Below are 13282 nucleotides of genomic sequence, written 5' to 3' on the forward strand. Positions count from 1 at the left end.
GTCCGCGGCCCCGGCACGCCGGCCGCGTCTGTCGCCTGTCACACCCACCCCTTACCGTCGTGGGTATGGACTCGGGCACGGGGAGAGCCCACATCGTGTGGGACTGGAACGGCACGCTGCTGCACGACATCGACGCGGTCATCGCCGCGACCAACGCCGCCTTCGCCGAGATAGGGCTGCCGCCCATCACGCTGGAGCGCTACCGGGAGCTGTACTGCGTGCCGGTGCCGCGCTTCTACGAGCGGCTGATGGGAAGGCTGCCCACCGACGAGGAGTGGGCCGGGATGGACGAGGTCTTCCACCGGCACTACTTCGCGCGCATCGAGCAGGTGGGGCTCGCCGAGGGCGCGGCGGAGCTGCTCGCCGCGCGGCGGGAGGCCGGGCTGACCCAGTCGCTGTGCTCCCTGGCCCCGCACGACCATCTGGTGCCGCTGGTGCGCAGGCACGGCATCGAGGAGCACTTCGTCCGGGTCGACGGAAACCTCGGAGGCGGCAGCGGGTCGAACGCGGGCAAGGCCCGGCAGATGGCGGCGCACGTGGCGGCGCTCGACGGGTTCGATCCCCGCCGCACCGTGGTGGTCGGCGACGCGGTGGACGACGCGGTGGCGGCCGCCGCCGTGGGCGCGCGGGCCGTGCTGTACACCGGCGGCTCGCACAGCAGGAACAGCCTTCGGGCGGCGGGGGTACCGGTGGTGGACAGCCTCACCGAGGCGGTGGAGGTGGCCGAGCAGGTGATCGGGGAGCACTGACAGCGCCGTGCAGCGCCGTGCAGCGCCGGGACACCGCTGTACGCCGTCGTACACCGCCCGGCGCCGGGCCGCCCGCGGCCTGACGGATACTGTCCACAACGTCCAACTCCGACCCCTGGTTTTGTACACATACTGTCCATGACGGGGCCCGACCGGAGAGGGGTAGCCTAGCCGCGTGATCAGCGAGACACCCGCGGGAGGCAGTGCCGCCTCCCATCCCGGGCACCCGTGCGACGCCGCCGGGGCCGGGGATGCCGCAGATCACCCCGTCTCCGGGCATGACGCCCCGCTCCGGCGGACACTTGGTGTGCCGGCGTCAAGCCCTCAGAACCCTCAACGCCTTGACGTCACGCAACGGCGCGCGACAGGAGCCAGACGACATGCAGACCAAGCTGGACGAAGCAAAGGCCGAGCTGCTCGAACGAGCCGCCCGGGTGGCCGACAGCGGTCCCGCCGGCAGCCAACCCGTACCGGGGCTGGACGCCGGGACCCTCGGCTCGTACCTCCAGCGCTACTACCTGCACACCGCTCCCGAGGACCTCATCGACCGCGACCCGGTCGACGTCTACGGGGCCGCGGTCTCCCACTGCCGGCTGGCCCAGCAGCGCCCCCAGGGCACCGCGAACGTCCGCGTCCACACCCCGTCCGTCGAGGAGAACGGCTGGACGTGCACCCACAGCGTCGTGGAAGTCGTCACCGATGACATGCCCTTCCTGGTGGACTCGGTCACCAACGAGCTGACCAGGCAGGGGCGCGGCATCCACCTGGTGGTCCACCCCCAGGTCATCGTCCGCCGCGACGTCACCGGCAGGCTGCTCCAGGTCCTGGACTCGGCCGCCCGGCCCGGGGAGGGACTGCCGGACGACGCGCTCACCGAGTCCTGGATCCACGTCGAGATCGACCGCGAGACCGACCGCGAGGACCTCGGGCGGATCACCGCCGATCTGCGGCGCGTGCTGTCCGACGTGCGTGAGGCCGTCGAGGACTGGCAGAAGATGCGGAACGCCGCGCTGCGGATCGCCGACGACCTGCCCGACGAGCCGCTCGCCGGCGACCTGCCCGAACAGGAGGTGGAGGAGGCGCGCGAGCTGCTGCGCTGGCTCGCGGACGACCACTTCACCTTCCTGGGCTACCGCGAGTACGAGCTGACCACCGAGGCCGTGGACGGGGCCGAGGAACTGCTGCTCAGCGCCGTCCCGGGCACCGGCCTGGGCATCCTGCGCTCCGACCCGCACCACGACGACCGGGGCGGCGCCGTCCCGGGCGGCGACCGGGACGGCGCCGCCGCACCCCCCCACGCGCCCGCCCACACCCACGCCCACGCCCACCCTGTGTCGCCCTCCTTCAACCGCCTCCCGGCCGGCGTCCGCGCCAAGGCCCGCGAGCACCGGCTGCTGGTGCTCACCAAGGCCAACAGCCGGGCCACCGTCCACCGCCCCTCCTACCTCGACTACATCGGGGTGAAGAAGTTCGACGAGGCGGGCAACGTGGTGGGGGAGCGCCGCTTCCTCGGGCTGTTCTCGTCGGCCGCCTACACCGAGTCGGTGCGCCGGGTGCCCGTCATCCGCCGCAAGGTCGAGGAAGTGATCGGCTCCACCGGCTTCGTCCCCGACAGCCACGACGGCCGCGACCTGCTCCAGATCCTGGAGACGTACCCGCGCGACGAGCTCTTCCAGATCCCGGCCGACGAGCTGCGCGAGATCGCCACCTCCGTGCTGTACCTCCAGGAGCGCCGCAAGCTCCGGCTCTACCTGCGCCAGGACGAGTACGGCCGCTACTACTCCGCGCTGGTCTACCTGCCGCGCGACCGCTACACCACCGCCGTGCGGCTGCGGATGACCGACATCCTCATGGAGGAACTGGGCGGCACCAACGTCGACTTCACCGCCTGGAACACCGAGTCCGTCCTCGCCCGGCTGCACTTCGTCGTCCGCGTCCCGCAGGGCACCGAGCTGGCGCAGCTGACCCACGCCGACGCCGAGCGCATCGAGGCCCGGCTGGTGGAGGCCGCCCGCTCCTGGGCCGACGGCTTCTCCGAGGCGCTGGTCGCCGAGGTGGGCGAGGAGCGGGCGGCCCGGCTCGCCCACCGCTACGGCGGCGCCTTCCCCGAGGGCTACAAGGCCGACTTCCCGCCCCGCACCGCCGTCGCCGACCTCCAGTACATCCAGGGCCTGGAACGGGGCGAGGGCGTCAGCGACTTCGCGCTCAGCCTGTACGAGCCGGTCGGGGCCGGCCCCGGCGAGCGCCGCTTCAAGATCTACCGCACCGGCGAGCCCGTCTCGCTCTCCGCGGTGCTGCCGATCCTCCAGGCCATGGGTGTGGAGGTCGTCGACGAGCGCCCCTACGAGCTGCGCTGCGCCGACCGCTCCCCGGCGTGGATCTACGACTTCGGGCTCCGGCTGCCGGCGAACCACGCGCAGAACCTGGAGGGCGACGCCCGCGAGCGCTTCCAGGACGCCTTCGCCGCCGTCTGGAGCGGCGAGGCCGAGAGCGACGGCTTCAACGCGCTGGTGCTGTCGGCCGGACTGACCTGGCGGCAGGCGATGGTGCTGCGCGCCTACGCCAAGTACCTGCGGCAGGCCGGCTCGCCCTTCAGCCAGGACTACATGGAGGACACCCTCCGCCGCAACGTCCACACCACCCGGCTGCTGGTCAGCCTCTTCGAGGCCCGCCTCTCCCCCGACCGCGCCGCCGCCGGCCACGAGCTGACCGACGGCCTGCTGGAGGAGCTGGACGGGGCGCTGGACCAGGTCGCCTCGCTGGACGAGGACCGCATCCTGCGCTCCTTCCTCACCCTCATCAAGGCCACCCTGCGCACGAACTACTTCCAGCCGCGCGACGAGGAGTCGGGCCGGCCGCACGCGTACGTGTCGATGAAGTTCGACCCGCAGGCCATCCCGGACCTGCCCGCGCCCCGCCCGGCGTACGAGATCTGGGTGTACTCGCCGCGGGTGGAGGGCGTGCACCTGCGTTTCGGCAAGGTCGCCCGCGGGGGCCTGCGCTGGTCCGACCGGCGCGAGGACTTCCGCACCGAGATCCTGGGACTGGTCAAGGCGCAGGAGGTCAAGAACACGGTGATCGTGCCGGTCGGGGCCAAGGGCGGCTTCGTCGGCAAGCGGCTGCCCGACCCCTCGGCGGACCGCGACGCCTGGCTGGCCGAGGGCGTCGCCTGCTACAAGACCTTCATCTCCGGCATGCTCGACATCACCGACAACCTCGTGGGCGGCCAGGTCGTACCGCCCGAGCGCGTGGTGCGGCACGACGGGGACGACACCTATCTGGTCGTCGCGGCAGACAAGGGCACCGCCTCCTTCTCCGACACCGCCAACGAGGTCGCCACCGCCTACGGCTTCTGGCTCGGCGACGCCTTCGCCTCCGGCGGATCGGCCGGCTACGACCACAAGGCCATGGGCATCACCGCCCGCGGCGCCTGGGAGTCGGTCAAGCGGCACTTCCGCGAGCTCGGCCACGACACCCAGACCGAGGACTTCACGGTCGTCGGCATCGGCGACATGTCCGGGGACGTCTTCGGCAACGGCATGCTGCTCAGCGAGCACATCCGGCTGGTGGCCGCCTTCGACCACCGGCACATCTTCCTCGACCCCGACCCGGACGCCGCCACCTCCTACGCCGAACGCCGCCGGCTGTTCGAACTGCCGCGCTCCTCCTGGGCCGACTACGACACCTCGCTGCTGTCGCCCGGCGGCGGCGTCCACCCCCGCAGCGCCAAGTCCATCCCCGTCGGCGCGCAGGTGCGCCAGGCGCTGGGCATCGAGGACGGCGTCACCAAGATGACCCCGGCCGAGCTGATGAAGGCCATCCTCAAGGCCCCGGTGGACCTGCTGTGGAACGGCGGCATCGGCACCTACGTCAAGGCCTCCACCGAGACCGACGCCGACGTCGGCGACAAGGCCAACGACGCGATCCGCGTCAACGGCGGGGACCTGCGGGTGCGGGTCGTCGGGGAGGGCGGCAACCTGGGCCTGACCCAGCTCGGCCGCATCGAGTTCGCGCACGAGGGCGGCCGGATCAACACCGACGCCATCGACAACAGCGCGGGCGTGGACTCCTCCGACCACGAGGTCAACATCAAGATCCTGCTCAACTCGGTCGTCGCCGACGGGGACATGACCGTCAAGCAGCGCAACAAGCTGCTGGCGGAGATGACCGACGAGGTCGCCGAGCTGGTGCTGCGCAACAACTACGCGCAGAACGTGGCGCTGGCCAACGCGATGCGGCAGGCGCCCGACCTGCTCCACGCCCAGCAGCGGCTCATGCGCAGCCTGTCCCGCCAGGGACGGCTGGACCGGCAGCTGGAGTTCCTGCCGGCCGACCGGCAGATCCGCGAGCGGCTGGCGCACGGCCGCGGACTGACCCAGCCCGAGATGGCGGTGCTGCTGGCGTACGCCAAGATCACCGTCACCGAGGAGCTGGCCGGCACCGATCTGGCGGACGACCCGTATCTGCAGCGGCTGGCGCACGCGTACTTCCCCAGCGCACTGCGCGAACGCTTCCCCGAGCAGATCGAGCGCCACGCCCTGCGGCGTGAGATCGTCACGACCCTCCTGGTCAACGACACGGTCAACACCGGGGGGTCGACCCTGGTGCACCGGATGAAGGAGGAGTCGGGCGCCTCGGCGGAGGAGATCGTGCGGGCGCACACCGCCGCCCGGGAGATCTTCGGCCTGGCCCGCGTCTGGGACGAGGTCGAGGAACTGGACAACACCGTGGCCGCCGACGTCCAGACCCGGATGCGGCTGCACGCCAGGCGGCTGGTCGAGCGGGGCACCCGCTGGCTGCTGAACAACCGGCCGCAGCCGCTGAAGCTCGCCGAGACCATCGAGGTCTTCCAGGAGCGGGTGGAGGTGGTCTGGTCGCAGCTGCCCAAGCTGCTCAGAGGCGCCGACCTGGACTGGCACCAGAGCGTCGACGACGAGCTGACCGGTGCCGGGGTCCCCGGCGACCTGGCGCTGCGGGTGGCGGGCTTCTCGTCCGTCTTCCCCGCGCTGGACGTGGTGGCCGTCGCCGACCGCACCGGCCGCGAACTGCTGGACGTCGCCGAGGTCTACTACGACCTGGCCGACCGGCTGGGCATCACCGAGCTCCAGGACAGGGTGAGCGAGCTGCCGCGCTCCGACCGCTGGCAGTCGATGGCCCGCGCGGCGATCCGCGAGGACCTCTACGCCGCCCACCAGCTCCTCACCGCGGATGTGCTGGCCACCGGGGACGGCAGCGCCACGCCCGAGCAGCGCTTCAAGGCGTGGGAGGAGAAGAGCGCCGCCGTCCTGGGGCGGGCCAGGGCCACACTGGAGGAGATCCGCGAGTCGGACACCTTCGACCTGGCGAACCTGTCGGTGGCGATGCGCACGATGCGCACACTGCTGCGCAGCAACCGCTGACGCGCCGGAGCCCGGAGTACCGGGGAGCCCCGGTACTCCGGGGAGCACGGTGATGGGGGCGGCCGTCCGGCCGCCCCCATCACCGTGTGCGGAGCCGGTTCCGGCCCCGTCTCACATCAGCGAGGGGTGGGCGGGAGCACCCGCCTCGCGGGCCGCGCGCTCGACCGCGCTGGCGAGCAGCGCCAGATCGGTCGGGCCGTTGCCCAGTTCGCGCACGGGGCGACGGGTGGGAGGGTCCCCGGCGCGCGCCCAGTCCAAGGGGACCACCGTCGGCCGCAGGGTCGCCGTACGGGGTATGCGGCCCGACACCCGGCCCGCCTGGAAGGCGGTCACCGAGCCGTCCGGCCGGTGCAGCGCACCTCGCCCCGGCAACGGCCCCTCCGCGGAGCCGCCCGGGCCGCCGGAGCCGCCCGGGCCGCCCGAGGCATCGGAGCCCAGGAAGACCCGCAGGGCCGCCTCCTGCCCGGTGGACGTCCCCTCGGTGTGCTCCGGCCGCCCGGTGGCGGCTATCAGGTGCACCCCCAGCCGCGCCCCGTCCCGAGCCACGGCCTCCAGCGCCCTGACCACCGAACCGGCCGCCGGCCGGCCGGGGTTGCCCAGGGCGGGGGCGACCAGTGTGTCGAAGTCGTCGACGAGGACCACCAGCCGGGGCAGCGCTTGTGCCCCCGGCGCCGGCCTCGCGGCGCCGGGGGCCTCGGCGGAGTCCGTCTCCCCGGGCGCTCGCAGCTTGAGCGCGCCGGGCTCGGAGCCCCTGCCGGAAACCGTGCCCGTGCCCGTGCCCGAGCCCGTGCCCGTGCCCGGTCCCGTGCCCGCCGGGGCAGCGCCCGGGGCCCGGCGCTGGGCGACCACCCGGGCGGCGTGGCCGCCGGCGTGACCCCCGGCGGCACGGTGCCGAGCATGCGACACCTCCGCCGCGTACGCCTCGTACGGGCGGTCGCCGAGCAGCTCCGCGCGCCGCTTCAGCTCGCCGCCCAGCGCCTGGGCGAACTCCCGCATCCGCAGCGGATCCCCCGCGGCCAGGTACGTCGTGGCGTGCGGCAGGTCGCCGCAGGCCCGCAGCCCGTCGCCGTCCCCGTCCACCAGGACCAGGGCCAGCCGGTCCGGCCGTTCCCCGGCGGCCAGCGAGGCGGCCGCCGAGCGCAGCAGCTCGGTCTTGCCGGAACCGGCCGGACCGGAGACCAGGAAGGGGCCGTGTCCGGCCGCGAGGTCGGCGGTGACCGGGCCGTGCGGGCCCGCGCCCAGCACGGCCTCGGCCCGCGGGCCGGCGGGTGCGCCGGGCTCGGCGGGATCGTCGGCCCAGCGGGCCAGCAGCGCGGCGGGAGTGGCCCGGGCCAGGCCCAGCTCCTCCAGCAGCCGGGAACTCGGCGGCAGCGGCACGGGACGGTCCGGGGACGGGCCCCTGGCCGCGTCCGCCTCGCGCAGCGGCGCAAGCGCCCGGGCGAAACGCTCGGCCCAGGCCGACGACACCCCGTCCACGGTCGCGACCGGGGCGTTCGCCGGATCCGTGCCGCGCGCCACCACCCGTATCGCCGTGGCGACGGCACCGCTGAGCAGGCCGACGGCCCCGCAGAAGCGGAAGGCGGGGGAGACGGCGGCCGCCGCCTCCAGAGTCACGGCCAGCGGGGAGGTGGGGGTGGCGGCCGAGGTCTCGGCCAGGCACAGCAGATGGACGCCCGCGGCCGGTCCGTGCGCCGCCAGCCGGGCCACGGCGTCGCGCAGCTCGGCCGGGCCCGGGTCGCCGTCGACCACGGCGACCGTCAGCGGGCCGCGGCGCGCGCCCGCACCCGGCTCCGGTCCGTCCAGCCGCCGCAGCAGCTCCTCGGTGCGGGCGGCGGCCTGCTCGCGGTCGTACGCCAGCAGCAGGCGGCAGTCCTGGCCGTGGGCCGGGCGCAGGTGCGGCAGCCAGCCCAGCCAGGACCAGTCGCCGCCCTCCGCCGCGTCGTGCCCGCCACCGCGGGGCGCATGACCCGGGGCGATCAGCACGACCTCCAGGGCGCTCGGCCCGTGCAGCGCGGTGAGCTGGGCGAGGACCGAGCGCACCAGCGGCAGCAGCCGGGCCCGGGGGCCGGCCAGCCCCAGCGAACCCGTGCGCCGCAGATCCACCGTCACCGGCTCGACGGCACCGGCCGCGCCGCGGACCGAGCCGAGCCGGACGGTCAGCGCGTCGGGGTGGCCGGCGCCGCGCTCCCACAGCCGGGGGCCGGGGCCCAGCGCGGTGAGCAGGATCTCCGACGGGTCGGGCCGGCGCTCCTCGCCCGGCGCGGCCGCCGCCGCGGAGACGGAAGGCGAGGTGGACGGGGCGGGCCGCGCCCGGCCCGGTCCGTGGACGTCCGCGCCGTCGTCGTCCGGCCGCCCTCCGGCGAGCCGCCGGGCCCAGGCGCCCAGGCCGCCGCGCCGGGGCCGCTCGGCGGCAGGGCCGCCGGGCGGGGGCGCGATCCCGGCCCCGTGGGTGCCGCCGCCGGAGGGGAAGGGGTGGTCGGCGCGGCCGTGCTCGATCTCCCCGCCGTCCTCCGGGCCGCCGGGGACGTACGGGGTGGCCGCAGTGCCGGGGCCGCCCGGTCCGCCGTCACCGGGCCCGTACGGCGGGAGCGCCGCGTGGCCCAGCCCACCGACCGTCTCGGCGATGGGGGCTGCCGCGGGGGCGGCAGGGGCCGAGGGCGCGCCGGGGGAGGCGGGAGCGGCCGAGGGCGCACGGCCCTGTTCCGGGAGCCGTCCGGCCGCGCCGGCGCCGCCCGCGGGGACCCGCAGATGCCCCTCCCCGTCGGGAAGAGCGGGCAGCCCGCCCGGCAGCTCCTCCGACCCGGCCCGCAGCCGTACGGCGGACTCGCCCAGCCGCAGTGTCGCGCCCGGCGGCAGCGGCACCGGGCGGTCGTGGACCGCGGCGCCGTCGACCGTCGTGCCGTTGGTGGAGGCGAGGTCGGTGACCGTCACCACCCCCGACTCCGCCACGGTCACCGTGCAGTGCAGCCGGGAGACGTCCGGATCGTCCAGCGGCACGTCCGCCTCGGCGGAGCGCCCGACGCGCACCTGCCCGCCGCGCAGCAGGTGGACACCGCCCGCGTCCGGTCCGGCGACGACGTGCAGCCGGGCGCGCGTACCGGCGGGGGCCAGGCCGTGGCTCCAGGGCGCGGTCGGCCCGTACAGGGACACCACCGCGCCGTCCACCAGCGGCGGCACGCCCAGCATCTGGCGCCCGGCGTCCAGCCGCTGCGCGCCGGCGAACACCGCCACCGCCTCACCGGAGCCGGCGGCGGGCGCGGCGCCTGCGGAGGCGGCCGCCGCCGCGAGGGCGCCGGTCACCGCGGAGAGGGCGGTGCCGGCGGGGGCGGTCACCAGCACGTCGCAACCGCCGGTGCTCTGCTCCGCGTGACCGCCGCGCGGTCCGAGGACGGTCAGCCGGATCTGCATCGACATCGGCCCCTTCAGTCCCGTGATGCTGGATGCATCCTCGCACCGACCACTGTCACAGCGCCCACGATCCTCCGTCGAATGATCTTGATTGGTCGGCTGTGCATGCAAAAGTGACCGGTAATCGCCCGTCCTCCGTGCGTTTCGCTCCGATGCGAAACCCCGGTCGGCCGCCCACCGGCAACCGTCCGCCCGCGCGGCGCGTCCGACAGGACACGGAGACAGGGCACGGAGACAGGGCGCGGAACGGCCCGGACGGGCGTCTGCGCACGCCTGTGCCCTGTCGCACACGGCACTACAGTGAGCCGCCGGAGCGCCGTACAGTGGCGGCTTGGGCAGTTCGGACGAACCAGGGAGCGCATGACGTGCGGCCGGTAGGCAGCAAGTACCTGCTCGAGGAGCCGCTCGGGCGCGGCGCCACGGGCACCGTCTGGCGCGCGCGCGTGGGGGCACCCCCCGGCGCGCCAGCGCTCGGGGGGCAGGAGACGGCGGGCGCCGAGGCGGCCGTGGCCGGACACCCCGGCGAGACCGTGGCCATCAAGGTCCTCAAGGAGGAGCTGGCGAGCGACCCGGACGTGGTGATGCGCTTCCTGCGCGAGCGCTCCGTCCTGCTCCGCCTGACCCACCCCAACATCGTCCGCACCCGCGACCTGGTGGTCGAGGGCGAACTCCTCGCCCTCGTCATGGACCTGATCGACGGCCCGGACCTGGACCGCTATCTGCGGAGCAACGGCCCCTTCTCGCCGGTCGCCGCCGCGCTGCTGACCGCCCAGATCGCCGACGCGCTGGCCGCCAGCCACGCCGACGAGGTCGTCCACCGCGACCTCAAGCCCGCCAACGTGCTGCTCGCCGGCTCCGAGGACGACCCGGCGGGCCTGCGCCCGATGCTCACCGACTTCGGCATCGCGCGCCTGGCCGACTCCCCGGGCCTGACCCGCACCCACGAGTTCGTCGGCACCCCCGCCTACGTCGCGCCCGAGTCAGCCGAGGGCCGGCCGCAGACCTCCGCGGTGGACGTCTACGGCGCGGGCATCCTGCTGTACGAGCTGGTCACCGGCCGTCCCCCCTTCGGCGGCGGCACCGCGCTGGAACTCCTCCAGCGCCATCTGACCGAGGAGCCGCAGCGCCCCGGCAACGTGCCCCTGCCGCTGTGGACGGTCATCGAGCGCTGCCTGCGCAAGAACCCCGGGGAGCGGCCCGGCGCCGAGAACCTGGCCCGCGCCCTGCGGACGGTCGCCGAGGGGATCGGGGTGCACGCCACGCCCGCGCAGGCCGAGGCCGCGCTGGGCGTCGCCGCGCTGCTGGGCCCCGACCCCTCGCCCGCCCCGGTGCCGGGGCAGGCACCGGCCGGCGCCTCGGACCCCACCCAGGTGCTGCCGACCACGGGCCGGCCCGGCGACGGCGCCCCCGCGTACGACCCCGACGCCGCCACCAGCTTCCTGCCGCACGCCGGCGGCCCCGGTCCGGGTGGTCCCGGCGGGGGCGGATCCGACGAGGGCGCCACCCAGGTCATGCCGCCCATGCCTCCGGGCACGCCCCCCGGCGGCGGGGACGGTCCGGGCCCCGAGGAGCCGCACCCCTGGCAGACCCAGCTGCGCGCCGCCCGGGACCGCAACGAGCAGACCCAGATCCAGCCGCTCGACCCGGAGTACGATCCGCTGCGCCGCCGCCCCCAGCGCCGTGTCGACCCGCAGCAGTACCAGCAGCCTCCGCACCAGCAGCCCGGGTACCAGCAGCAGTCGCAGCCCCGGCGGCAGCACCAGCAGCAGCCGCAGCAGTCGTACGCCCCCGCGCCGCAGCACCGGCCGGAGCCGCGGCCGCAGCGGTACGAGCCCCCGCGCCCGCCCGAGCCCCGGCGCGAGCCCCGCCCGCCGCGGCAGCGCAGCTCGAACCCCATGCGCATCCCCGGGCTCGGCTGCCTCAAGGGCTGCCTGTTCATGGTGCTGATCTTCGTGCTGATCTGCGTGCTGGTCTGGAACTTCACCCCGCTGCCCGAGTGGTGGGACCAGGGCCGGCAGTTCTGGGAGGACACCAAGGACTGGGTGGGCGATGCCTGGACGTGGATGACGGAGTTCGGCAACGCGGCCGAGGAGCTGCCCACCGAACTCCCCTCGGACGTTCCCACGGAGCTCCCCGCCAACAACTGACGGACAACCGGCGGCGGGGGACAGCTGCGGGGAACGGCGGCGGGGAACGGCGGTCCGCGCAGGCGGCGACCCGGTTGCTTTGTCGACTTTCGGGGCGGATTTCCGCCCCGGAGGTGGTGGTTGCCGCCATCCGGGGGGCGCGGCGGGCCCGCGGAAGCGTAGTTTTGTCGCCATGTCACGGAAGATCGGCAGTCGGTACACCGCCCATCGGATCCTGGGCCGGGGCAGCGCCGGCACGGTGTGGCTGGGCGTGGGGCCGAAGGGCAGCCCCGTCGCCGTCAAGCTGCTGCGCGAGGACCTGGCCTCGGACCAGGAGCTGGTGGGCCGCTTCGTGCAGGAGCGCACCGCGCTGCTCGCCCTCGACCACCCGCGCGTGGTCAAGGTGCGCGATCTGGTGGTCGACGGCAACGACCTCGCCCTCGTCATGGACCTCGTGCGCGGCACCGACCTGCGCACCCGGCTGGAGCGCGAGCGCCGCCTCGCCCCGGAGGTGGCCGTCGCCGTCGCCGCCGACGTCGCCGACGCGCTGGCCGCCGCCCACGCGGCCGGGATCGTCCACCGCGACGTCAAGCCCGAGAACATCCTGCTCGACGTCCACGGCCCGGCCGGGCCCGGCGGCGCCCCGCCCGCGCTGCTCACCGACTTCGGCGTCGCCAAGCTGATCGACGCGCCCAGCCGGGGCGGCGGCAGCAAGGTCGTCGGCACCCCCGACTACGTCGCCCCCGAGATCGTCGAGGGTCTGCCGCCGCGCGCATCGGTCGACGTCTACGCACTGGCCACGGTGCTGTACGAGCTGCTGGCCGGTTTCACGCCCTTCGGCGGAGGCCACCCCGGGGCCGTGCTGCGCCGCCACGTCACCGAGCGCGTCGCCCCGCTGCCCGGCATCCCCGACGAGCTGTGGCAGCTGATCAACCAGTGCCTGGCCAAGGCCCCGGCCTCCCGGCTGCGCGCCTCCGAGACGGCCGTGCGGCTGCGGGAGATGCTGCCGGCCCTGGCCGGGCTGCCGCCGCTCGACATCGACGAGCCCGAGCCGGAGACCGGCGCCCACGGCGGTGAGCGGCAGGGAGCCCACGGACAGCACGGCGGACACCACGGCGGCCCCGCGTACGACGACGGACCCTACGGGCCCGGTGCGGACGCCGACCCGTACGGCGCGCCCGCCCGCGGCGCCGTACCGCTCGTCCACGGCGGGCCCGCGCCCGACTCCACCCGCGACACCCACACCAGCATGCGCGTCCCCGGCGCGGACGAGCTGGCGGGCGGCGCCCACGGCACCGCCCGCGCCCCCCGCGCCCCGGGCAGCCCGCGCGCGGGCTCCGCCCGCCACCGGGCGGCCGAGCGCCGCCGCAGGGTCAGGCAGGGCGTCACGGCCACGGCCGTCGCCGCCGCGCTCGGCATCGGCGGCTGGCTGGCCCTGTCCGGCGGTGGCGAGGAGGGCGGCGGCCCCGCAGTCCCCTCGCAGAGCGAGGAGGACAGTCCCTAGGAGCCCTGGGGAGCGGCCCAGGGAAGCCCCGGGCGCCGGCCGGACGGCCCCCGATCGACGGGGCGGCGGCAAAGGTCCCGGCAACCGTTAGTCTGG

At 75.3% G+C, this 13282-nt stretch carries 5 protein-coding genes; 4 read left to right on the forward strand and 1 reads right to left on the reverse strand.

The genetic code is table 11. The features are described 5' to 3' along the window. Positions 1-65 precede the first annotated feature (65 nt). Entirely contained in the window at positions 66-749 is a 684-nt protein-coding gene (locus tag CUT83_RS04695; RefSeq protein WP_101254597.1) for an HAD family hydrolase, read from the forward strand. A 380-nt stretch (positions 750-1129) separates the two neighbouring features. Continuing rightward, entirely contained in the window at positions 1130-6148 is a 5019-nt protein-coding gene (locus tag CUT83_RS04700) for an NAD-glutamate dehydrogenase (protein ID WP_101254598.1), read from the forward strand. Positions 6149-6259: 111 nt separating this feature from the next. Here the strand turns inward: CUT83_RS04700 and CUT83_RS04705 are convergent, their stop codons facing one another. Beyond that, a complete protein-coding gene (locus CUT83_RS04705) occupies positions 6260-9562 on the reverse strand; it encodes an FHA domain-containing protein (protein ID WP_439144994.1) in 3303 nt (1100 codons plus the stop codon). 359 nt (positions 9563-9921) lie between these two features. On the opposite strand from CUT83_RS04705, the gene CUT83_RS04710 reads away from it, so the two are divergent. Continuing rightward, complete coding sequence (locus CUT83_RS04710) at positions 9922-11703, forward strand: serine/threonine-protein kinase (protein WP_101254599.1); 1782 nt, start codon at positions 9922-9924, stop codon at positions 11701-11703. Positions 11704-11875: 172 nt separating this feature from the next. After that, positions 11876-13186 (forward strand): serine/threonine-protein kinase, encoded by a 1311-nt coding sequence (locus CUT83_RS04715; protein WP_101254600.1) that lies wholly within the window; start codon positions 11876-11878, stop codon positions 13184-13186. The last annotated feature ends 96 nt before the right edge of the window (positions 13187-13282 follow it).

Origin of the sequence: Streptomyces barkulensis, from assembly GCF_002843305.1 — a bacterium.
In the GTDB taxonomy this organism is placed as follows: Bacteria; Actinomycetota; Actinomycetes; order Streptomycetales; family Streptomycetaceae; genus Streptomyces; species Streptomyces barkulensis.

Bases quoted from the DNA above. Each gene is read 5' to 3' on its own strand.
- CUT83_RS04695 (WP_101254597.1), top strand. From the start codon at position 66: ATGGACTCGGGCACGGGGAGAGCCCACATCGTGTGGGACTGGAACGGC.
- CUT83_RS04700 (WP_101254598.1), top strand. From the start codon at position 1,130: ATGCAGACCAAGCTGGACGAAGCAAAGGCCGAGCTGCTCGAACGAGCC.
- CUT83_RS04705 (WP_439144994.1), bottom strand. From the start codon at position 9,562: ATGTCGATGCAGATCCGGCTGACCGTCCTCGGACCGCGCGGCGGTCAC.
- CUT83_RS04715 (WP_101254600.1), top strand. From the start codon at position 11,876: ATGTCACGGAAGATCGGCAGTCGGTACACCGCCCATCGGATCCTGGGC.